Origin of the sequence: Vibrio sp. 1167 (genome assembly GCF_033340375.1) — a bacterium.
In the GTDB taxonomy this organism is placed as follows: Bacteria; Pseudomonadota; Gammaproteobacteria; order Enterobacterales; family Vibrionaceae; genus Vibrio; species Vibrio alginolyticus.
Window position 1 is genome coordinate 449,943 of sequence record NZ_JAWOWK010000001.1, and the last position, 21,970, is coordinate 471,912.

Here is a 21,970-nt window from a genome sequence, read left to right on the forward strand (position 1 = left end):
ATGAATAATCACAAGTTAACGTTGCCCATTAACGCCTACTTACTCGGTATAAACGACAGACACAAAAAAGAGGAGCATTTGCTCCTCTTTCGTGTAGCGTCATATTAGATGACTTGCAGTTGAGCATCACCTTGCTCAGACAAAAAACCGCCGGTTTGATGCTTCCACAACTGAGCGTAAACACCACCCAATTGCAGCAGCTCGTAATGCGAGCCTTGCTCAATGATTTTGCCGTCATCCATTACAATCAAACGATCCATCGCGGCAATCGTTGATAAACGGTGAGCAATCGCAATCACTGTTTTTCCTTCCATCAGAACTTCAAGGTTTTCTTGAATTGCCGATTCTACTTCTGAATCAAGTGCAGACGTTGCTTCATCCATGATCAAAATTGGCGCGTTTTTCAGCAGAACGCGAGCAATCGCCACACGTTGACGCTGACCACCAGACAGCTTCACACCGCGTTCACCCACTTCAACGTCATAACCAACGTTACCTTGCTCGTCTCGTAGAGATTGAATGAAATCATGAGCATGTGCTTTCTCAGCAGCTGCGATAACGGCATCCATTGAAGCATCTGGATCACCGTAAAGAATGTTCTCTTTAATTGAGCGATGTAGCAAAGAGGTGTCTTGCGTGATCATACCGATGTGTTGGCGAAGCGACTCTTGTTCAACTTGAGAAATGTCCTGTCCATCAATACAAATCTTACCGCTATTTACGTCGTAAAAGCGCAGCAACAAGTTGACCAACGTGGATTTACCTGCCCCAGAGCGACCGACAATGCCGACTTTTTCGCCCGGTTTGATAGTCAGATTCAAGTTCTCAAATACTGCCTTCTCATCACTGTAGTTAAAACCTACGTGATCAAAGCAGATCTCACCTTGAGAGATTTGCAAAGGCTTAGCATTTGGTACGTCTTTCACTTCAACATCGTTTGAAATCGTATTAATACCGTCTACTACTGTACCGATGTTTTCAAACAGTGCGCTAACTTCCCACATGATCCACTTCGACATACCTTGTACGCGCAACGCAATACTGATGGCAATCGCAATAGCACCAATTGTTACAGCGTGATCTAGCCATAGATAAACCGAAATGGCACTAATAGACATCAGCAGCAAATAGTTGATGGCATCCACACTAAACAGTAAACAAGTCACCATGCGCATTTGGCGGTAAACCGTCACCAAAAATTGCTTCATGCTGCTTTCTGCGTATTCCAACTCTCGTTGCGAGTGCGCGAATAGCTTTACGGTAGATATGTTGGTGTAAGAATCGACAATGCGCCCAGTCATTACAGAACGAGCATCCGCTTGCTCCGTCGCTACTTGTTTCATTTTAGGGATAAAGTAGAACTGGATAACCGCGTACATTCCTATCCAAATCACAATAGGCAACATTAGCAAACCATCAGCTTCGCCCATCATCCAGAGCATCGAAAGAAAATAAACGCTGATATAAACCAGTACATCCACCAGCTTCATGACCGTTTCTCGTACCGCTAACGCACTTTGCATCACTTTGGTCGCAACTCGGCCTGCAAAGTCACGCTGGAAAAATCCAACCGCTTGTTTTAGCAAGTAACGGTGAATCAACCAACGGATAGACATCGGGTAGTTACCCAATAACGTTTGGTGCATCACCATTGAGTGGACAAAACCGAGAGCTGGCATCACAACCGCCACTAAGAACAGCATCATTAGCATGCGATCACCCTGGTCTTGCCAGAATGTTGCGCGATCTTGATTAGAGAGAATATCGACGAGCTCGCCCATATAACGCAACAGCGTCACCTCAGTAATGGCAATAAGCGCACTGAACACAGCCATAACGAGTAAAGGGGCTTCAAAGCCACGAGTGTAAAAACGACAAAAGCCAAATAGCGTCTTCGGTGGCTTTTCGGTTTCCATCTGGGGAAAGGGTTGGGTCAGCTTTTCAAACCAATTGAACATAACAATGACTTTAGGTACCGCGAATGAATTTGCGAACGTTTTACTATCTTTTGATACAAAAGTCAGTAAAATACCGAAACAAAAGCTCAAATGATAATAATTACAATTAAGCTTAGCGTTAATCATAATTATCGGGAATAGATTTATGCAAAAGAATAACTCACTGACCATCGCTATCCGCAACGCGTTGGTTTGTGCTTTAGCACCTACAGCAGTGGTTGCATTCACAGCACAAGCTCAAGAAGACGTCGTACAAGATGACGTGATTGCCATGGAGACCATAACGGTCACCGCGCAAGCACTTAAAGTAGAAACCCCTGCAGCAGAAACGCCGCGCAGCGTATCTATCATTTCTGAAGATGAACTTCGTGTTCGTGCACCGAAAAAGCTAGATGAAGCATTACGCTACACGTCTGGTGTAACCGCTCAGCCTTATGGCGCAGACAACGACACTGATTGGTTCAAAGTTCGTGGATTTGATGCAGCGACTTACCTAAACGGCAACCGCCTATTCCGCGATGGTTACTACACATGGTTGGTCGAACCTTACGGCCTAGAAAGTGTAGAAGTCGTTAAAGGTCCATCGGCTATTCTGTTTGGTGAATCGGCACCAGGCGGTATCGTGAATGCTGTTCAGAAAAAACCAACGTTTACGCCTCAAGGCGAAGTAAAAGTCGAAGTTGGCAACAATCAACACCAATCCGTAGGTTTTGACATTGCTAACGAAGCAAACGACGCAGGCACTGTGCGCTATCGTTTGGTTGGCTTGATGACAAGCCAAGATGGTGAACTGGACGGCACAAATAACGAGCGTTTCTACCTAGCGCCAAGTGTCGAGTTCGACATTTCTGACCGTACAATGCTGACCGTTTTGGCAACTTACCTTCATGATGACGGTGTACCAACTAACCCATTCTTCCCGGCAGCAGGTACTCTGATTGGTTCTAACTTTGGCAAAATCGATCCTTCGACTAACCTTGGTCAGCCAAACTACGATAAATACGAACGCACGCAGTTTTCTCTAGGTTACTTACTAGAGCACGACATCAATGACATGTGGTCACTCTCGCAAAACCTCAATTACGGTTCGAATGAGTTGTACTTGCGCAGCTCTTACGCGTTCTCAAACAACGATCCAGCGAAAGAAGAGTTAACGCAAGGCATCGTATTCCGTGACGGAAAAAACCAGAGCATCACGTTCGATAACAATGCTGTCGGCAACTGGATGACAGACAACGCAGAGCACACAGTGCTTATCGGTATGGATCTGCAATTCCACAAAACCGATGGCGACGAGCAAGACAACTATGCATTTGGCACTATCAACCCGTGGAACCCAGTTTACGGCAACTTCACCCCTCTTGATCCTGCCAACAACGTGAAACGTGAGATTGAGAAATCTCAAGCAAGTCTCTATTCACAATACCAATTGAAACTGCATGAACAGTGGATTGGTAACATAGGTGCTCGTTACGACTGGGTGAAAACAGAAAACTCTGGCAAAGGCGCTACCGTTGATCAAAGTGAATCTCGTGATGATGGTCAGCTCTCTCTAAGTGCGGGTGTGATGTACCTTGCAAACAATGGCCTGTCACCTTACGCAAACTACTCTCAGTCGTTTGAAGTGATCAGCACTATTGATGCGGCAACCAATGAACTTTACAAACCGCTGGAAGGCGAGCAAGTAGAAGTGGGTGTAAAGTATGAGCCAAGCTTTATGGATGGCTTTATCAACCTTGCATGGTTCGACATCACGCAAAAGAACGCGTTGGTCACTAACCCATCAACATGGATTGCGACACAAACAGGTGAAGTGACATCTCAAGGTATTGAGCTAGAAAGCACGGCGCAGCTAACCGACGATCTAAAACTGATGGCAAGCTACACCTACACTAAAGCGAAAACAGATGAGAGCTTTGGCCAAGGTAAAAAACAAGCCGCACTTATTCCTGAGCATCAAGCGTCTGCATGGGTAGACTACAGCGCCTACAGCCTGATTCCAGGCCTCAATATCGGTACTGGTGTGCGCTACGTAGGTGAGTCAAAAGATAACCCTAAGAGCTCGAACCTAACGGTTCCTTCTGTCACTCTTTGGGATGCGTCAGTCACTTACGACATCACTTCACAGTGGCAAGCACAGCTAAACGTGAACAACATCCTAGATAAAGAGTTTGTTTCAGGTTGCGATTACTGGTGTTACTACGGCCAGTCTCGCTCTGTTATGCTAAACGCAAACTACCGCTGGTAATTGTACTTCTACTCCCCTCTATTGAGGGGAGTTTTCTCCTAAGAGCCATCCATGTTTCAACTGTCTAATATTGAGATCGTGCGAGGTGGACGTCAGATCCTCGGCATCGAACAACTTAACATCCCAACAAATGAGCTAACGGTCGTTTTAGGCCATAACGGTTCAGGTAAGTCGACACTGGTGAACCTGCTTTCTGGTCAAATGCCACCAGATAAAGGCACGGTAACACTAAACGATACTTCCCTTTCATCACTCAAAACCAAAGAGTTGGCAAAACAGATCGCCTATTTGCCACAAAAGCTGCCCTCTTCGGCTGGTTTAACGGTAGAAGAGCTAGTGCGCTTAGGTCGCTTTCCGTGGCGTGGGGCACTTGGTCGTTGGAAAGCTGAAGACAAACAGATCATCACGCAGGCTATGGAACGAACAGGGGTTACACCTTTTGCTCAAGCTTTGGCGGATGACTTATCGGGCGGCGAGCGCCAACGTGCTTGGGTGTCTATGCTACTGGCTCAACAATCGCCAATTTTAATTCTCGATGAGCCAACCTCGGCGCTCGATGTTCACCATCAGTTTCAACTAATGGCGCTGCTGGCAGAACTGAATCGAACCGAGAATGTAGGCATTATCGTGATCCTGCACGATCTGAACTTAGCACTGCGCTACGCCACCCACATTGTTGCGCTCAAAAAAGGTAAGATTGCCTTTGAAGGCAACGCCGACATGTTGTTAGACGAGGCACGCCTTTCTAAACTATATGAGTCACCAATTAAGCTGATTGAACACCCAAGCCCGGCTAACACATTAGCGAGCCAAAAGGTGGCTGTTGTATGCGCATAATAGCTCGTTTACGTACTGTGGTTACACAATCTGCTTTTCTCCTCGCATTTTTTATGACCAATGCACATGCAGTCATCACCGTTACCGATGAATATGGCGAGCATAGTTTTGAGCAAGCGCCTCAACGCGTTGTAGCCTTAAACTGGGACATCTTAGAACAAGTTTTGGCGCTAAACGTAGAACCAATCGCAGCCCCAAATTTACCAGGCTACCGCCAATGGGTCGTCAATCCAACTGCACCAGAGTCAATTGAAGATATTGGAACCCGAGCAGAACCCAACTTAGAAAAAATAGCCAGTTTGAAACCAGATGTCATCCTTGCTGCGTCTCCACAGCAAGACTTGATTCCGTTACTCAAACAAATTGCTCCGGTAATCTATTTACCTAATTTTTCTGAAAATGAGGCCGCAGCTGAAACGGCCATTCGTCACTTTCGTACGCTCAGCAAGCTATTCAATAAAGAGGCACTTGCTGAACAGAAACTGGCAGAATTAGATGCTTCATTTGCGCAGATGCGCCAGCGAATTCGCCACTATTACTCTGCTCCACTCAGCGTTCTTGTGATGCGATTTTCAACCCCGAATACTGTATTACTTGCAACCGAAAACTCCACCACTGACTACGTGGTTAGAAAACTGGGATTACAGGCTCCAATTAAAGAGGACCCACGTGCGTGGGGAGTAAAGCAAGATCGAATCAATCGGCTTCAGAGCCTTCAAAACAGCTACGTTCTCTACGTACAACCTTTCCCAGAAGAACGAAAACTGAAAGAGTCGCCACTTTGGCAAGCGATGCCGTTTGTGAAAAAGCAGCGGGTAAATTCAGTCAGAGCAGTGTGGGCGTATGGCGGTGCCATGTCTTTGCAATACACCGCTGAAGCGATTACCGACAGTCTAATAGAGTTGGCACCAGAACAATGAGAACGAAACATTATATTGGTTATCTGGCGCTGATTACGTTACTTAGCGTCTTTAGCCTACAAATTGATACTAATTTATCACTTTTCGAACAATGGCAATTATTAACAAAACCAGAGGTAGCAACCGAGTTTCGTGACGTATTCTTTACGCAAGCGCAGCTTCCTAGGTTAAGTATGACCCTGCTTGTTGGTGCCATGCTTGGTCTCACCGGCAGCTTAATGCAGCAATTAACGCAGAATAACCTCACCTCGCCGTTGACTCTTGGCACCTCTTCTGGTGCTTGGCTTGCATTAGTCGTGGTAAACATTTGGTTCGTCGATTGGGTAGCCGATTACTCTGCATTAGCCGCAATGGTGGGGGCTTTAGTGGCGTTTGGCCTGATCGTATCAATTGCAGGCGTGCGTAATATGACAGGTTTGCCGTTGGTCGTTTCGGGGATGGTTATCAATATCTTGCTTGGTTCTATCGCCACAGCCATTATTATTTTAAACGCCCAGTTCGCACAGAATATTTTTATGTGGGGAGCCGGAGACCTTTCTCAATACAGCTGGGATTGGTTTGAGTGGTTATTGCCTCGCTGCGCTATCGCAATCGTAATTTTGATCGTCGCACCACGTATTCTGACCTTAATGAAACTAGGACAAGAAGGCGCAGCAGCCCGAGGCTTAGCGGTATTACCCGCGTTTGGTGCGTTAATGGTGATGGGTATTTGGCTAGTATCTGCCTCAATCACCGCAGTTGGCATTATCAGCTTCATCGGATTACTGACACCCAATATTGCCAGAGCGATGGGGGCAAGAACACCGCGCGACGAATTGATCAGCAGCATGCTTTTGGGCGCAATGCTACTAATCATCACAGACTCTGCCGCTATCTCGCTGAGCTTATGGTTAGAGGAAACCATTCCTAGCGGCGTAGCGGCTGCAGCTATTGGCGCTCCCGCTTTAATTTGGTTTACTCGTAAAAAGCTGACGGCAACCGATCAACTTAACCTTTCAATGAGCCAAGGAAAAACGGCGCTTTCTAAACGCGCGGTATGCAGCATTGCGCTATTCAGTCTGGTTGGGATTCTAGCTTACTCATTCGTTACCCATGGTATAAACGGAATTCAATGGTCTGTGCCAGGTGAGTTCCAATGGCAATTGCGTTGGCCGCGAATGTTAACCGCACTTTCTGTCGGTATTGCGCTATCCGTTGCCGGAATCATTTTGCAACGCATTGTTTATAACCCTCTGGCAAGTCCCGATATTCTCGGTGTGTCTTCCGGAGCCACGTTTGCCATTATTACGACAGGAGTCATCGCTGGGTCGCTTCTCTCCGCATTTAGCTGGGGTATCGCTTTTTTCGGAAGTATGTCCGTATTGATGTTATTGCTGATTATCGGTAAACGAAGCCATTTTAATCCATCTAACTTCGTGTTGTCCGGAATCGCACTAACGGCACTACTAGAAGCTCTTGTTCAATTTTCGCTAGCTCAAGGTTCTGGTGACAGTTACAAAATTTTATTGTGGTTAACTGGTTCAATTTATCGAGTCACAGCCGACACCGCACTGATGTTATGTTTGGCCATAATAGTTCTGCTTGCCGCTGTATTCTCGATTTCTCGTTGGCTAACACTAATTTCCATCGGGCGACAATTCTCAAATGCACGAGGGCTTAACCCTACCGTAGCCAATACGCTTATGCTCACCATCGTTGCTTTGTTATGCGCCTTTTCTACGGCTACAGTTGGTCCAATATCTTTTGTTGGCTTGGTCGCTCCCCATATGGCGATGATGTTAGGAGCAAGAAAAGTGAAAGAGCAACTGTGTGTCGGTGCCTTAATTGGCGCAACCCTAATGTTGTGGGCAGATTGGCTAGGACAAATCGCTATTTATCCAAGTCAGGTCGCAGCTGGCACGTTGGTCGCTATTATAGGCAGCACTTACTTCCTATTTTTAATGCTGAAGAGTAAATTCAGCTAAGTTGGGAATATTGTTACAGCCTAAAAATACGCTAAGAAAAACAAACCCCGCTATTTTGATAGCGGGGTTTGAAATTAAAGGCGAAGTACGATGCTCTATTCTTCTCGCACTACAGGAAAACGTTGCTCATAAAGTTCCATAAAGTCCTTACGAATTAAGTGCTCTAAGTGGTTCGCTTTATCGGTTGGGCAGAAAATCATCACGTGCAGAATTTGTTCACCATTAATGTTGCTAGAAATATGCATATGTGGCTCAGAACCAGGAAGGTCAACACCGGCATGTTTTTCAATCATCGCATTGTAACGATGTGCAACATCAGCAAAGTAACTGCAATGTTCTTCAATTTTATCAGTTAAAATCGGTAGCAGTGGATACAAATTGACGAAGTCTTTCACCACTACAGAAAAGTTGTGATAAACGTACCGCTTCATGAAGTTGAGGTTCTTTACTGGATAGGTAAAGAACATACTATTAGGCAATGTCGCTGTTTTGCCGGTGTAATGATATTGCCCATGATGCAGGTCGATCTCTTGAATCACCGTCGCCATCATATTGTGCTCAATCACTTCACCGCATAACTTCCCGACCTCAATCCAGTCCCCAACGCGAAAAGAACGTGAACTTGCTCTTTGAATCGAACCCGTAAAACACAAAATGATTTCTTTGGATGCCACTACAATGGCAACGGCAATCGCCGTTACACTCAGAGCAAACTCGTTAATTTCTGATTGCCATAAAATAAATAAAATCAGTAATGTAACAGCAAAGGTGCCATTTTTAGTTCTGGACATCCAACTACGCTGATCTTCTGAGAGAAAAGCGTGATCACCACGAATCATCGATAAAATTGCACGACGAATTAACCACATAATCGCAAAGATCAGTGCGGTAAAAATCAATTTATGAGTGAGAAGAAAATCGACAACTAACTGCACTTTCTCCATTCCACGGCTCCCTCGAATAAAAATACGGCCCAGTAACAGCTAACGATAACAAATTATTTTGTCTGTTGTCCGTGCTCACTCAAGTCTTTTTGAAATTACTCCTCTCTGAAGGCGCGATTCATGCTTTCTGTAATTGGCTTTATTAGGTAGCTCAATGGCGTTCGTGGCTCAGATAAAATAAGCACTTCGGCATTCATGCCTGAGGTTAAACGATGTTTTGTCACATCTTCCGGTGAAATTGCAATTCTAGCGAGATAAAAATCTTCTTGGTTTTCTTGCGAGAGCTTATCGGCAGAAATCGTCAGCACAGTACCGTCTAAAGGTGCCAACGTCCGTGCATTCAGAGCGGTCAGACGAACATGCGCTTGCTGGCCTGGATTCACTAAATCAATATCCTGAGGATTAACACGAGCCTCGACTAACAACTTATCGTCTTGCGGGACCAGTTCTAGTAACGTTTCACCCGAGCCAATCACACCTTTTTCGGTAAACACTTGCATGTTGACTACGCGACCAGAAATAGGTGCGTTGATCGTTGTTCTTGCGACAATATCTTGAGCGGAGCGATATTCTTCCCGAATTGCGACAATTTCCGTTTTGGTATTTCGTAGTTCCTCGACAATCTCATTCAGCCTTTCAAGCTTCAACTCTTCAATTTGCGCTAGGTTCTCATCTAACCTTTTTCTAACGGTGAGCGACTGCCTATCTAACTGGCTTAAGGTACTTCTCACCTCCGCTGCTAAGCGCTTGAGTTGAAGTAAAGTAGATTTTCCCGAGAAACCTTTTTGCACCAAGGCTTGGTTGCTGTCTATTTCTTCAGCAATAAAGTTGAGCCGTTCCGTCTCAATCACTTTGGTTTGCTGAAGGTTTTCAAGCTCTAAATTTGCTCCAGAAATACTCTGCTCAATGATACTCAGTTTACTATCAAAGAATCGCTTTCTCGCTTCAAAGATCTTGTTTTGAACCAGTTGTGCTTCTTGTACGATATCGACACGGGGAATGCTTTCAAGATCATCAGACCATACAATCGTTGGAAGCTCATCAAGCTCCGCACTTAAACGGTTTTCCTTTGCTAGAGTATGGATAAAACGACCACTTAACGAGTCCAACTTAGCCATAGCTTGACGCTTAGAAAGTTGAATTAATAACTGACCTTTTTCGACTAAATCCCCTTCCTGTACATATAGCTTTTCAATAATACCGCCTTCTAAATGCTGAATTTCTTGTCGCTTAGTGAGAACTGACAAATCACCATAAGCAATCGCTGCACTTTCTAATTTGGCTGTTGCAGCCCAGTAGCCAAGGCCTCCAAGAAAAACACTTAAGGTCACCACACCGAGTAAAATTGGTTTTCGAAAGTTTAGTCTCGCTTTGGGGCTAAAACGATATACGATCTCGGTAGAACTCTGATTAACGGTTGGCAGTTGATTGCTCATTTCTTACCCTTGGGATATCTGTTCTTTCTTCGCCCATCAAACGTTTTAATACTTCATCTTTAGCGCCGTATAACTTGACTCGGCCGTCAGCCAAATACAAGAGCCTATCCATTTGTCGTAACGTGCTCGGATTGTGAGCAATGACGATAATCGTTGTACTCTGTGCTTTTAAATGGGCAATCAAACGTTGATACGCAGCCTCTCCCTCACCGTCGAGGTTGGCATTCGCTTCATCGAAAATCACAATAGATGGGTCGCCATAAACGGCTCTTGCAAGAGCGATTCTCTGCCTTTCCCCCCCAGATAAACCGCGGCCATTTTCACCAATAATGCAATCATAGCCTTTGTTTTTCTTGAGTATTAATTCATGACATCCTGCTAGTTGCGCCGCCTTGATAACTTTAACCGGATCTTCTTCTTTAAAGCGCGCGATGTTCTCTCGAATTGTGCCAGGAAATAACTCCACCTCTTGAGCGAGATACCCAAAATGCACGCCGCGATCTTCAGATGCCCATACGGAGACTTCCATTCCATCAAGAGTCACTTTACCCGCTAATGGCTTAACCGTACCTAATAACAGCCGAGCAAACGTCGATTTACCCGTACCAGAAGGGCCAATCACCCCAACAGCAACACCCGGAGGAATCGATAAGCTGATCGATGAGAGCACTGGTTCGGTTGCTCCAGGATGGCGATAGGCCAGTCCGGTAAGCTCATAGTGTCCTTTTGGTTTAGGCAGTGGCATATCTGATTCATCTTGGCGCACGATCGCATCGATTTCTTTCAACCTTTTATAGGCGCCTTTAGCAGACATCGCGCTTCGCCACGTGCCTATCGCCTGCTCCATCGGCGATAATGCCCGACTCATTAATATGGAGCTCGCGATCATCGCCCCTGCCGTTATCTCATGTTGGATAACTAACCATGCACCACCTCCCAGTAAAAATATCTGTAATGAGCCACGCACAAACTTAGAAAAGTTAGCCATGTAGATAGACTTACCTGCAACTCGCTCTTCAAGCACATTCACTTCGCTCACGCGCGACTGCCACTTCTCTAAAAATGCATTCATCATCCCCATTGCGAGAATTGAATTGGAGTTTTGCGTGGCTAATTCTGCGTTGTTGATATGAGAAATCGCTCTGACTTCGCTCTCTTGCATTGTTTTACGCGTCATTAGCTCATTAAGTAGACCTAGGCTAAACAATACGATAGATCCAAGTAACGCGATGTGACCTAGTATCGGGTGCAATAAATACACAAATAAAATAAATAGCGGTGTCCAGGGCGCATCCAACAGTGGATAAGGTGCTTGACTGCTCAAAAAGCTTTTGATGTTCTGAATGTCTCTCAGAGTTTGCGAGGTATAACTCTTCCCAGTATGTGATTGATATTGAATCGTGCGCTTGAGCATGAAAGCGGAGAGTTTTGTGTCCATCCAATAACCAAAAGATTTACTCATTTGTGCTCGTGCAATGTCGATGATGGACATGGTTAACAGCGCAACAATTACGATGACAGTGAGCAAGAATAAAGTATCGGTTGAGTAGGAAGATATCACTCGGTTGTACACTTGAAGCATGTACAACGGAATCGAGAGAACCAATAAGTTGATAAAAAGGCTAAAAACGATCAGCAAGCCCGCAAGCGTGCATAGTTTTTGTTTCACTTCTTTGAAAACCGTTTTTTGCACGACTACTTCCGTTTAACGTGAAAATTGTAGGCGCCAGAAATACTAGCGCCTAGCTTAAGGTAACCTCAAATCGCTCTAGAGTGTCCGATTAGTGCACCTCAGCATGGCAGAGCCACGCAAACTAATTCCCATCCAGAGTTATTTTCAGTCGTTTAGATTACGAACAGATCTGCACCATAGGTGTTGATGTCAGTTTCAGTCACGCCAATAAGTTTCACTGTTAGATCAGCCCCATCGGTAAACACTGCATTCCCAACTGCATCGTAGCTAAAGCTTAAATCACCAAAGTCTGTGACAGAGTCGCTAATGATGTGCAAAGAGTCTTCACCAATGGTGAAATCAACAACTTTGGCTTCGCCATGGCCACCAAACTTATCCGTGAACACAAACTTATCGCCATTGCTGCCGCCAACTAAAACGTTGTCACCAGAACCAGCAACAAGAATATCTTCACCGACACCACCATTTAATTTATTGTCGCCCAGCAAACCCAACAGCAAGTCATTACCGGTACCACCGCCGAGGTAGTCGTTTCCTGTACCAGCCCTAAGGATGTCATCTCCAGCACCACCAGTTAGGCGATCATCGCCGTCGCCGCCGATCACATAATCATTACCGCCACCGCCAACAAACGAGTCATTACCACCAAAACCGATAAACAAATCATCGCCGCCATCGAAATCAGCAAATTGGTTATTTACACCTGCATCGCCTAAATACGTGTCATTGTCACTTGCGCTCATTTTTATTCCCTCTTAGCTTATTAATTGAATAGACCTTCTGTTCCACGTCTGACTAGATTCGTCACGACATGAGAAGTCTAATAGTCAACTGAATAGGAATAAGTTTGAATATGGGATGATATTTCAGACTGACATTTTAATAATAAATATAAAATTTAGTACTTTATAGAGTATTTTCTTTTTATTACAGCAAGTTAATACTAGTACTACAGGTTTCTCTTAGCCCAACTTGTAGCTTGCGTACGGTTCTTTACTTCTAACTTTCTAAAAATATTGTATAGATGTGATTTAATAGTATGCTCGCTGATAAATAAAGAATCAGCGATTTCCATATTTGAACCACCTTCTTTCAACATTTTTAAAACCTGAACTTCACGCCGAGTAAGCTCAACCTCAATAGCAGGTTCGATAATGTTATTTGCTTCTCTGCCTCGATAATAATTTACTAGCTGATCAAGTAATCTTCAAGACAGCCAATTATCCCCTTTTATTATTGCTTTTAATCCCTGACAAACCTTGTCCATTGAATCTCCTGGACCAAATATACCTTTTACATGAGGCCAAGAAGCGAGTTCTTCTGTGTCTAAGTCATAACCTAGATTAAGCATTATGGTTCCTAGCACTTTATTACTATCTTTTAAATAAACTAAAGTTTCGGAAGGAATCTCAACTGAAAAATCAACAAGCAAAAAGTAGCGTTCCGGAATGAGTTCATGATAGCTAGGGTTTTTAGTATCAATGATCGTTATTTTAGTTTCTGTATTTTTAGAAAGCATTTCCTTAAAGTTTTCACTCTGTAAACTTTGTTGAGTGAGCATTAGGATTTCAGGCTTTTCCATATACTGTTCCATAATGTTTCTCATACTTTCAGTGACTTAACATTCTTAAATTAGTAGTTAATCGTCAGCACTTAGTTTGATATGTAAGTGCTAGTTCACAGAGTAAAGTTATTTGCTACTTTTTTAAATTCTAAAGTTATTAAAAAGAGAATCAAAAAAAGTGTTTCTCATAAAAGAAACACTTTTAACACATTCAGGTCACAGAAATTATTAAGAGTTTACTAAATTAGGCAACCTAATATTGCAATAGCATTACACCGTTAACGAGTTGTCTGAAATATTTTCCTTTGCCCAAATAAGTGCTTGAACTCTATTTTTCACATCAATTTTCTTGAAAATATTATGTAAATGCGTTTTTACCGTATTCTCGCTGACAAATAATTGTTCGGCGATTTGTTGATTGGACGCCCCCATGGAAAGAAAGGTAATTATTTGTTGCTCTCGTTTGGTCAGAATAGCGGAAACATTCTTATTTATAGGTTTGCAATGTCGACGAAGGTAAGTAATGTACTGCTGAGAAAACTTACGGCTGAACCACATATCTCCTTGAAGCACCTTACCAATACCAACTTGCAACGTTTTTATATCATCAGAGGTATAGAAAATACCGGCCAAAGTACGCCAAGCAAAGAGATCTTCTGTCGATATGGATTGCTCACAATTAATTAAGATTTCAAGCGTGTCTTTCTGCTTGGCGGCTTTAAACTCCGCATAACGGCGAAAAATTTCATCCGTGATCACGCTGCAATCAACAATAATGGCTGATGCAAGAGATTCATGTAACACTCCGTGAATCAGATTATCTGGCGTGATTAGAGCAACACTAATACCGAGTTTGGTCTCCAATACATCTTTCAACAGAGATGACTGTAGACTTCCCTCCGTAATTAAAATAACGTTTCTTTTTTTTTGCTGCTCCATCCTGATCGCATTCCCTTGATCGTTTTTATTGAAATACGCAATAGATTTAGATAGAGCGGTAGTATTGTCAAGTATGAAAATCACTAGTACTAATTAATAACTCATTGAAGTGTCAATAATTTTTAAGTGGCAAGTATATGAGAGGTATTAGCATTTTTCAGACATTAAAAAAGGGAGTATAAACTCCCTTTTTGTGTTTGAGCAGGTGATTTAATCACGCACGTTAGAGGCCAAACACCACCTAACTTAGTGGATTGGAACTGCGTTTTTTTGGTTAAACTTACCAAAGTGTTGTTCTAACACTTCTGGCGTCAGCTTACCTTCCGCTTCCAGCTTTTTCAGCTCAGCGACGATCGCTTTTTGCTCTTCTAGCGACGGCAGTTTTACTTCTGGCTCCTGAGCGGTTTCTTGAGAAATTTGCTCTAGTTCTTTTTCGAAGTCATTCATAGTACTTACCTAAAATTAATGATTGAACTTTTAAACTTCGCCTATTCTATCCAACTCTATAACTTGAAGCTACCAACCATCTTGTCTAAACGAGAAGAGAGCGCTTGAAGATCGCGACTTGCATCCGCCAATTCTTCTGCTGTTGCGGTTGTCATTTCATTTATCGCGTTGATTTCTTCGATATTTTGATTAATGGTATGCACCACCGTGGATTGCTCTTCCGTCGCCGTTGCAACTTGTGTATTACGATCAGAGATGTCGGTGATTCGTTCAGAAATACTGATTAATACCTCGACTGCTTCATCGGTAGAAGTAACCCCTTCTATGGTGACCGCTTTGCCCGCTTCCATAGCACTTACCGCGTCTTGTGCGTCACTTTGAAGCTGATTGATCATGCGCTGAATCTCTTCTGTAGAATCAGCCGTGCGTGAAGCTAGGTTTCTTACCTCATCAGCAACAACCGCAAAACCACGTCCCTGCTCACCAGCACGAGCAGCCTCAATTGCAGCGTTTAGCGCAAGTAAATTCGTTTGCTCAGAGATGTCACGAATTACACCCAGAATCGAGCCAATATCTTTGGTTGTCGATGCCAACTGCGTAACAACAATATTGGTTGTTTCAACATCATCGGCTAGGCGGCTGATCACCTCTTTTGCTTTCATCACGACTTCTCGACCAGTTTGAGTGTTATCTGAAGCCTGATTTGCCGTATCAGCAGCGGTAGCCGCGTTTGATGCAATTTCACTGATGGTCGCACCCATTTGGTTGATAGCTGCAACTACTTGAATGGTTTGATCACGCTGCTCTTGGCTGTTGTCGTGTGTGGATGTTGCTTTCGTTGACACACTTTCTGCCGCTTGACTTAATGAGCCACTGGTTAAAGCAACCTCTTTCATCGTGGCATGAATCTTCTCAATAAATCCATTAAAGCCTTTTGAAAGCTGAGCAATTTCATCATTACCCTTAATTTCAATACGCTGCGCCAAATCGCCTTCACCTTGCCCAAGGTCGGTAAAACGATCGGCAATCAGTCGGATTGGTTTCGTAATGCTGTTTGCCAACCATACGCCCATGAGGATGAATACAACGGCAACAATGATGGTCGTAAACAGCATTTTTTTAGCTGTCGCATTCAGGTCTGCGAATACTTCATCAACGGGAACCACGCCAATAACAAACCAGTTCATTGAAGGAACATACAAACTAGAAACAAAAGTATCCTGCCCTTCAAACTCCACATTAATTAGGTTGAAGCTATTTTTGTTCAACAGCGCACTTGCGTCACTACCAAATAGTTTAGTGATAGAAGTTTGGTTCTTACCTTGTTGACGGTGTATTTGAATCTGGCCTTGTTCATTAGTGAGGAACACGTAACCCGTATCTTCAATTTTAAACCCGTTGAGCAAAGTAACCATGTCTCCCATAGATTTAGAGAGACCTGACATTGATGTACCATTAAGATCTTGGAAATTGGCAAACATTTTCACTTCGCCATTTGCCTCTTGGAACACACTCACGGACGTTTCTTGACCAGACGACGTAAATCCAAAGAACCAAGCATCTTGCGTTCGGTTAAGTTGACGTAAGAATCCGTTTTGGTTCCAGTAATATGCCGTTTGACGATTCGCTACCGACGCATCATTAAGACCATACTGTGATTTAACATTATTGAGCTGCTGCACCAACTGAACTTCTACTGACGGATCACGGTCTGTATTAGATAGGGCTTCAACAATAAATTCGTTTGTAGCCAGCTGTTTTGCCGCTTGTTGCATTTCGACAACTTCGCGGTCAATTTCGGTATTGATTTGCTGCAACATCGCAGGTAGCTCGATGTCAATAAGACGATGGCTCAATACATCTCTCGCATGACGCTGAGCCATAACACCAACAATGATTGTTGATGCTAGAACAGCAAACGTAATGCCAAGTACAACCTTCTGTTTGATGCTCAAGGAATGAAGTTTCAACATATTCGGACCTTTTAAAAGAATCACTTGTTATTGGCCCACAAGGGGAATCAGGTGCATATCTCATGACACGCACACCACGGAATCTTTATCGGCTCATATGTACAAAACTAGAGGCATTTCTCATTATGTTATGAAAAATAAATGTAACACACTGTCAAATAAGCACTTTCAGAGATAGCACGTACTTGCAATTCTCTGTAGCGTCCCAATATTGAAAAGATAAATTGCAATAGAGCATTGGAACTTTTTTCACATGGAAAATGACCAATACTCAACACGAAAATCACATGGATACCGAGAGTCCAAAGCATGCATAAATCTAACTTCGAAACTCTTCAGCAATACTTAGAGTCGCAGATCATCGGACAGCAAGATCTGGTAAAGCAACTGCTTGTTGCGCTTCTTGCGGATGGGCATATTTTAGTTGAAGGCCCTCCTGGGTTAGCAAAAACCCGTGCAGTAAAATCACTCTCAGACTGTGTTGAAGGCGACTTCCACCGCATTCAGTTCACCCCTGATTTGCTGCCAGCCGATTTAACCGGCACCGATATCTTCCGTCCCGAAACCGGAGAATTCACTTTCCAATCAGGTCCTATCTTCAACTCGCTTATTCTTGCGGATGAGATAAACCGTGCACCAGCCAAAGTACAAGCGGCAATGCTTGAAGCAATGGCAGAGAAACAAGTCACAGCAGGTCGTCATACCTACCCGCTGCCAGAGTTGTTTTTGGTTATGGCAACTCAAAACCCGATAGAGCAAGAAGGGACCTACCCCCTTCCTGAAGCGCAGCTAGACCGCTTTTTATTGCATTTAGAAGTGGAATACCCAGATGCGGAGCATGAGCTATCTATCTTGCGTATTAACCGCGGAGAAGCAAAAGGCGAAGCAAAGGTTGAACGCCCAATGTTAAGCCAACAAGATGTATTCACCGCACGTAAAGAAGTGTTGGATATTCATATGGCGGAAACGATAGAGCAGTACATCGTCCGTTTAGTTATGGCGACACGTCAAGCCAACGAATATGACACTGAGTTGGACAAGTGGTTGTCAATGGGTGTGAGTCCGCGTGCCACCATCGCTCTTGATCGCTGTGCACGTGCGCACGCTTGGCTTGCTGGTCGTGATTTTGTCTCTCCGGAAGATGTTCAAACCATGGCTTATCCGGTACTGCGCCACCGTTTATTGTTGAGTTACCACGCTCAAGCGGAAGGCATTACGGCAAACCAGGTCATCGATAAACTGCTAAACCTTGTTGGCAGTGCATAAACAGGTGAGTGATATGTCCGCTACACATTCATTACCACCTCATGCGAATGGGGTGACATTAACCCTTGAAGAGCTGCTCCAATATCGCACTCAATCTGTACGTTGGTTACCACCAGCACAGAGTCTCTGGTCGCAGATGAGTGGTAACCATACCAGTCGCCAAAAAGGGCGAGGTATGGATTTTATGGAGGTGCGCCAATATCAACCTGGCGACGATATTCGCAGCATTGATTGGCGAGTCACCGCTAGGACCGGTAAAGCACATACGAAGTTGTTTGCAGAAGATAAAGAGCAAGCGGTCATTCTTTATCTTGATCTAAGTTCTAGTCTACATTTTGGATCTAAGTATGTACTCAAATCCGTTCAATTGGCCCACTTTGCCAGTGTTCTAATTTGGCTAACTCTAGCTAAAAAAGATCGCATCGGCGCAGTGATTGATGACGGACATCAATGTCTTGAATTTCGCCCCTCTTCTTTACAAAGACAAGGGCTGCGGATTCTTAACGCCATAGTCGACATACATAATGCGCAAGTAACTCGTACTGCAAGCAACGACACTCGTACACTGCCGTATGCACAAGTATTGGAGACACTTCATACGCTCACCCCAAAAGGCAGCGAATTGATTATGCTCAGTGATTTTGCCCACGTAACACCAACGGAACTGGCACAACTACGTCGACTCAAACAACACAATAGCGTAAGGGCTGTTCAGTTTTATGATCCGTTAGAAAGAGGCGAAACAGACTTTAGAGGTCAAGTGAAAGCTTCGGATGGGCTGCATAGTCAATGGTTTAACTTTGGCTCTAAAGGACAACGAAGAGAACTCGAAAACCACTTTACCCAACATCAAGAAACCATTAAGCAGCAATGCCATTCAATAGCAATTCCATTTAACACGCTATCAAGTGGCCGGCCCTTAATTTCACAATTAAGCTAACAAACTGACAAGCAGTATTTATTAAGCAGTAATAATAATGACAACAAACAACCAAAGCCTAGACCTTGAACCTTTGATTTTGCCAAACGCACCGGATTGGTTTCCGCTCGCTTGGGGATGGTGGGTGGTGCTTGCAGCAACCTTGCTGTTCGTTTTCGGCATTTGTCTTTATGTGAGATGGCGTAAAAAACACTTACGCGCAAAAAAGACAGCATTAACACTTTTAACTCAACCTACCGCGCCTCATACCCCTTCCTCTGCTCTGGAAATATTGCGCCAGGCAGCATTGAGTTACTTTCCGCGTGAAGAGATCGCACCATTAACTGGAATCGCTTGGTATGAATTTCTCGATAGCCATACCAAAGAAAGTCGATTCGTAGACAAACAACATCAGTGGCAAGAAGCGTTGTATCAGAATTCTTCCCAAGGGCAGCATCAAAGCTTGGTAGACGATTGTGTCTTTTGGATAACCTACGCTTTGCCACCAAAGAAAAAGGCAAATAACCGTGACTGAGCAAACACTCATAACCGATCTTGCCCAATGGCTAAACATTGAATTTGTCTGGTGGTGGGCACTGTTTTTGTTGCCCATCCCCTGGCTGGTATACAAGTTCCTGCCACAAGAATCTCAACAAGCCGAGATCAAATTGGCGTACTTACCAACCAATGAGAATCGCAGCAAGCCTAAGCAAGCGCTGCAAAAAGCGCTTTCAATCGCGATCTGGGGCTTTCTTGTCGTCGCTTGTGCACGTCCAGTTTGGTTTGGTGATCCCGTTGAATTCCAACCCAAATATCGGGACTTGATGTTAGTCGTCGATCTGTCCGGTTCGATGCAGCAGGAAGACATGGAACTCAACGGCGAATATATCGATCGCCTCACAGCAGTCAAACAAGTTCTGTCTGATTTCGTAGCAAAGAGAAAAGGTGACCGTCTCGGAGTTGTTTTGTTTGGCGACCATGCTTATTTGCAAACACCACTCACTGCAGACCGCAAAAGCGTCATGCAACAGATTAATCAAACCGTCATCGGCTTGGTTGGTCAACGAACCGCCATTGGTGATGGTATTGGGTTAGGCACAAAAACCTTTGTAGACAGTGATGCTCCCCAACGAGTCATGATTTTGCTCAGTGACGGCAGCAATACTGCAGGGGTGCTCGAGCCGCTAGAAGCAGCGGAAATTGCGAAAAAATACAACGCCACTATTTACACCGTGGGCGTGGGCGCTGGTGAAATGATGGTGAAAGAGTTTTTCATGACTCGCAAAGTCAACACCGCAGCCGACTTAGATGAACAAACACTGACTAAAGTGGCAGAGGTGACAGGTGGACAATATTTTCGAGCGCGAGATACGGAAGAGCTCGAAAAGATTTATGACACCATCAACCAGCTAGAACCCGTATCTAGCGACACACAAACTTGGCGCCCACAGTCTGAATGGTTTCCATATCCATTAAGCGCTGCATTTGTATTATCGGTATTGTTATTCCTATTAAGGAGAAAACATGGCTGAGTTTATTTTCCTCAATCCTTATTGGCTTTTGGGGCTCATCGTGATCCCTATAGCACTCTTGCTTAATCACAAATTTAGAGCCCAAAAGTCCACACTGATTGCCCCTCACCTATCGCGGATGCTCGGACAAAACACGCAGTCTAAGCATTACTTCACTCTATGGGGTTTAGCTTGGGCAATAACTTGCATTTCATTAGCGGGGCCAAGCTGGCAGTCCAATGCTCGACCAAGCTTTGAGTTAAACCAAAACCGAATCTTGGTGCTTGATATGTCTCGCTCTATGTTTGCTACAGACATCAAACCCAATCGGTTAGCACAAACACGTTATAAGGCGCTCGATTTGCTGCCTAAATGGAAAGAGGGAGCCACTGGACTTATTGCTTACGCTGGCGATGCCTATAACTTAAGTCCACTGACAACTGATTCCAGCACGCTTGCGGGCATTATCGAAAATTTGTCACCAGAGCTGATGCCTTTTCAAGGAGCAAACCTGCCTGCCGCGATTGAACTTGCGATCAACCAGTTTTCTCAAGCTGGCACGCAACAAGGCGATATCATCGTGTTAGCGGATGATCTTGGTACGTCAGAGCTGTCTCGCGCGTTAGATTTAGTCCAAGGTACAAAGTTTCGCATTTCTGTTCTTGCCGTCGGGACTCCTAACGGTGCGCCTATCGCGCTGCCCGATGGCTCTCTGCTAAAAACGGCACAAGGCACAACCGTCGTAGCGAAAACAAACCTGAAAAATCTACAGACGCTAGCGAATAAAACTGGCGGTCTATTTGTTCCTATTCAACACACCAACCGTGACGTTGAAAACATCGCGGCCTTTACCAATAACATTGGTAGCCAGCTTTCTGCGACCCAAAGCGAAGAAGTTAAAACTGATTCTCGTCTCAACAGTGGCTTTTGGTTACTGCCGTTGTTACTTCTTCCTGCGGCTTTACTGTTTCGACGCGGCCTGATTTGGATGGTAGTTGCGACTGTAGTCCCAGTAACGTGGACACCGCATGCAGAAGCTAATCCGTTCTTAAATGCCGACCAACAAGGAGCGGAACTCTACAAGCAAGGTGAGTATGAACAGGCGCAAAACCTATTTACAAACCCAAGCTGGAAAGGAGCCGCCAGTTATCAAAAAGGTGACTACGAAGCCGCTATCGAAGCATTTTCTCATGATGCCTCCCTTAACGGCCGCTATAACCTCGCCAACTCGCTCGCTCAAAATGGTCAATTAGAAGATGCGGCTGATTTGTATAAAAAACTGCTAGAGGATAAGCCTAACTTTGAAGCCGCGAAGAAAAACCTATCGGTTGTAGAAGAAAAGCTAAAACAG

Annotated in this window: 17 protein-coding genes and 1 pseudogene; 9 read left to right on the forward strand and 9 right to left on the reverse strand. The window is 44.4% G+C overall.

All coding sequences use genetic code 11. The features are described 5' to 3' along the window. Positions 1–104: 104 nt before the first annotated feature. Positions 105–1,958, reverse strand: a complete 1,854-nt coding sequence (locus R7Z78_RS01990) for an ABC transporter ATP-binding protein (protein ID WP_042521744.1) — start codon at positions 1,956–1,958, stop codon at positions 105–107. A 145-nt stretch (positions 1,959–2,103) separates the two neighbouring features. Between R7Z78_RS01990 and R7Z78_RS01995 the strand changes: the two genes are divergently transcribed. The 4 genes from R7Z78_RS01995 to fhuB are packed head-to-tail and all read left to right on the forward strand — an operon-like array spanning position 2,104 to position 7,927. Next, positions 2,104–4,206: a TonB-dependent siderophore receptor gene (locus R7Z78_RS01995; RefSeq protein ID WP_169644577.1), complete on the forward strand. Its 2,103-nt coding sequence runs from the start codon at positions 2,104–2,106 to the stop codon at positions 4,204–4,206. A 51-nt stretch (positions 4,207–4,257) separates the two neighbouring features. Continuing rightward, positions 4,258–5,043 (forward strand): ABC transporter ATP-binding protein, encoded by a 786-nt coding sequence (locus R7Z78_RS02000; RefSeq protein ID WP_017635311.1) that lies wholly within the window; start codon positions 4,258–4,260, stop codon positions 5,041–5,043. Continuing rightward, a complete protein-coding gene (locus R7Z78_RS02005) occupies positions 5,034–5,963 on the forward strand; it encodes an iron-siderophore ABC transporter substrate-binding protein (RefSeq protein WP_005375173.1) in 930 nt (309 codons plus the stop codon). The genes R7Z78_RS02000 and R7Z78_RS02005 overlap by 10 nt, the downstream gene beginning before the upstream one ends. After that, complete coding sequence (fhuB, locus tag R7Z78_RS02010; protein WP_047103935.1) at positions 5,960–7,927, forward strand: Fe(3+)-hydroxamate ABC transporter permease FhuB; 1,968 nt, start codon at positions 5,960–5,962, stop codon at positions 7,925–7,927. The genes R7Z78_RS02005 and fhuB overlap by 4 nt, the downstream gene beginning before the upstream one ends. Before the next feature lie 95 nt (positions 7,928–8,022). Here the strand turns inward: fhuB and R7Z78_RS02015 are convergent, their stop codons facing one another. The 8 genes and pseudogenes from R7Z78_RS02015 to R7Z78_RS02050 form a co-directional block, all read right to left on the reverse strand. Continuing rightward, positions 8,023–8,871, reverse strand: coding sequence for a mechanosensitive ion channel family protein (locus R7Z78_RS02015; RefSeq protein ID WP_005375171.1), 849 nt, complete (start codon positions 8,869–8,871; stop codon positions 8,023–8,025). Between the two features lie 95 nt (positions 8,872–8,966). Beyond that, positions 8,967–10,307 carry an HlyD family type I secretion periplasmic adaptor subunit gene (locus R7Z78_RS02020; RefSeq protein WP_005375170.1) on the reverse strand — a complete coding sequence of 447 codons (1,341 nt, stop codon included), beginning with the start codon at positions 10,305–10,307 and terminating at the stop codon, positions 8,967–8,969. Next, a complete protein-coding gene (locus R7Z78_RS02025) occupies positions 10,282–12,000 on the reverse strand; it encodes a type I secretion system permease/ATPase (RefSeq protein ID WP_005375169.1) in 1,719 nt (572 codons plus the stop codon). Before R7Z78_RS02025 ends, R7Z78_RS02020 begins: the two co-directional genes overlap by 26 nt. A 152-nt stretch (positions 12,001–12,152) precedes the next feature. Further along, positions 12,153–12,743 (reverse strand): calcium-binding protein, encoded by a 591-nt coding sequence (locus R7Z78_RS02030; RefSeq protein WP_005375168.1) that lies wholly within the window; start codon positions 12,741–12,743, stop codon positions 12,153–12,155. Positions 12,744–12,949: 206 nt separating this feature from the next. Then, positions 12,950–13,606: pseudogene (locus R7Z78_RS02035) on the reverse strand (LuxR C-terminal-related transcriptional regulator). Between the two features lie 228 nt (positions 13,607–13,834). Beyond that, complete coding sequence (locus R7Z78_RS02040) at positions 13,835–14,503, reverse strand: LuxR C-terminal-related transcriptional regulator (RefSeq protein ID WP_021707603.1); 669 nt, start codon at positions 14,501–14,503, stop codon at positions 13,835–13,837. A gap of 246 nt (positions 14,504–14,749) precedes the next feature. Further along, entirely contained in the window at positions 14,750–14,950 is a 201-nt protein-coding gene (locus R7Z78_RS02045; RefSeq protein WP_005375165.1) for a restriction endonuclease subunit S, read from the reverse strand. Positions 14,951–15,006: 56 nt separating this feature from the next. Then, complete coding sequence (locus R7Z78_RS02050; RefSeq protein WP_025768546.1) at positions 15,007–16,923, reverse strand: methyl-accepting chemotaxis protein; 1,917 nt, start codon at positions 16,921–16,923, stop codon at positions 15,007–15,009. A gap of 309 nt (positions 16,924–17,232) precedes the next feature. Here R7Z78_RS02050 and R7Z78_RS02055 point away from each other — a divergent pair, with 309 nt between their 5' ends. From R7Z78_RS02055 to R7Z78_RS02075, 5 genes are all read left to right on the forward strand, one after another. Continuing rightward, positions 17,233–18,189, forward strand: coding sequence for an AAA family ATPase (locus R7Z78_RS02055; RefSeq protein WP_033906738.1), 957 nt, complete (start codon positions 17,233–17,235; stop codon positions 18,187–18,189). Between the two features lie 13 nt (positions 18,190–18,202). Beyond that, positions 18,203–19,129, forward strand: a complete 927-nt coding sequence (locus R7Z78_RS02060; protein WP_033906737.1) for a DUF58 domain-containing protein — start codon at positions 18,203–18,205, stop codon at positions 19,127–19,129. Positions 19,130–19,166: 37 nt separating this feature from the next. Beyond that, positions 19,167–19,643, forward strand: coding sequence for a DUF4381 domain-containing protein (locus R7Z78_RS02065; RefSeq protein WP_017821862.1), 477 nt, complete (start codon positions 19,167–19,169; stop codon positions 19,641–19,643). After that, positions 19,636–20,640: a vWA domain-containing protein gene (locus R7Z78_RS02070; RefSeq protein WP_005383916.1), complete on the forward strand. Its 1,005-nt coding sequence runs from the start codon at positions 19,636–19,638 to the stop codon at positions 20,638–20,640. Before R7Z78_RS02065 ends, R7Z78_RS02070 begins: the two co-directional genes overlap by 8 nt. Further along, positions 20,633–21,970 (forward strand): VWA domain-containing protein (locus R7Z78_RS02075; RefSeq protein ID WP_225468012.1); only part of this gene is annotated, 1,338 nt, incomplete at its 3' end. The genes R7Z78_RS02070 and R7Z78_RS02075, both read left to right, overlap by 8 nt.

Coding starts and splice junctions, on each gene's coding strand:
- fhuB (WP_047103935.1), top strand. CDS start 5,960: ATGAGAACGAAACATTATATTGGTTATCTGGCGCTGATTACGTTACTT.
- R7Z78_RS02030 (WP_005375168.1), bottom strand. CDS start 12,743: ATGAGCGCAAGTGACAATGACACGTATTTAGGCGATGCAGGTGTAAAT.
- R7Z78_RS01990 (WP_042521744.1), bottom strand. CDS start 1,958: ATGTTCAATTGGTTTGAAAAGCTGACCCAACCCTTTCCCCAGATGGAA.
- R7Z78_RS02015 (WP_005375171.1), bottom strand. CDS start 8,871: ATGGAGAAAGTGCAGTTAGTTGTCGATTTTCTTCTCACTCATAAATTG.
- R7Z78_RS02040 (WP_021707603.1), bottom strand. CDS start 14,503: ATGGAGCAGCAAAAAAAAAGAAACGTTATTTTAATTACGGAGGGAAGT.
- R7Z78_RS02065 (WP_017821862.1), top strand. CDS start 19,167: ATGACAACAAACAACCAAAGCCTAGACCTTGAACCTTTGATTTTGCCA.
- R7Z78_RS02055 (WP_033906738.1), top strand. CDS start 17,233: ATGCATAAATCTAACTTCGAAACTCTTCAGCAATACTTAGAGTCGCAG.
- R7Z78_RS02000 (WP_017635311.1), top strand. CDS start 4,258: ATGTTTCAACTGTCTAATATTGAGATCGTGCGAGGTGGACGTCAGATC.
- R7Z78_RS02060 (WP_033906737.1), top strand. CDS start 18,203: ATGTCCGCTACACATTCATTACCACCTCATGCGAATGGGGTGACATTA.
- R7Z78_RS02045 (WP_005375165.1), bottom strand. CDS start 14,950: ATGAATGACTTCGAAAAAGAACTAGAGCAAATTTCTCAAGAAACCGCT.
- R7Z78_RS01995 (WP_169644577.1), top strand. CDS start 2,104: ATGCAAAAGAATAACTCACTGACCATCGCTATCCGCAACGCGTTGGTT.
- R7Z78_RS02005 (WP_005375173.1), top strand. CDS start 5,034: ATGCGCATAATAGCTCGTTTACGTACTGTGGTTACACAATCTGCTTTT.
- R7Z78_RS02020 (WP_005375170.1), bottom strand. CDS start 10,307: ATGAGCAATCAACTGCCAACCGTTAATCAGAGTTCTACCGAGATCGTA.
- R7Z78_RS02050 (WP_025768546.1), bottom strand. CDS start 16,923: ATGTTGAAACTTCATTCCTTGAGCATCAAACAGAAGGTTGTACTTGGC.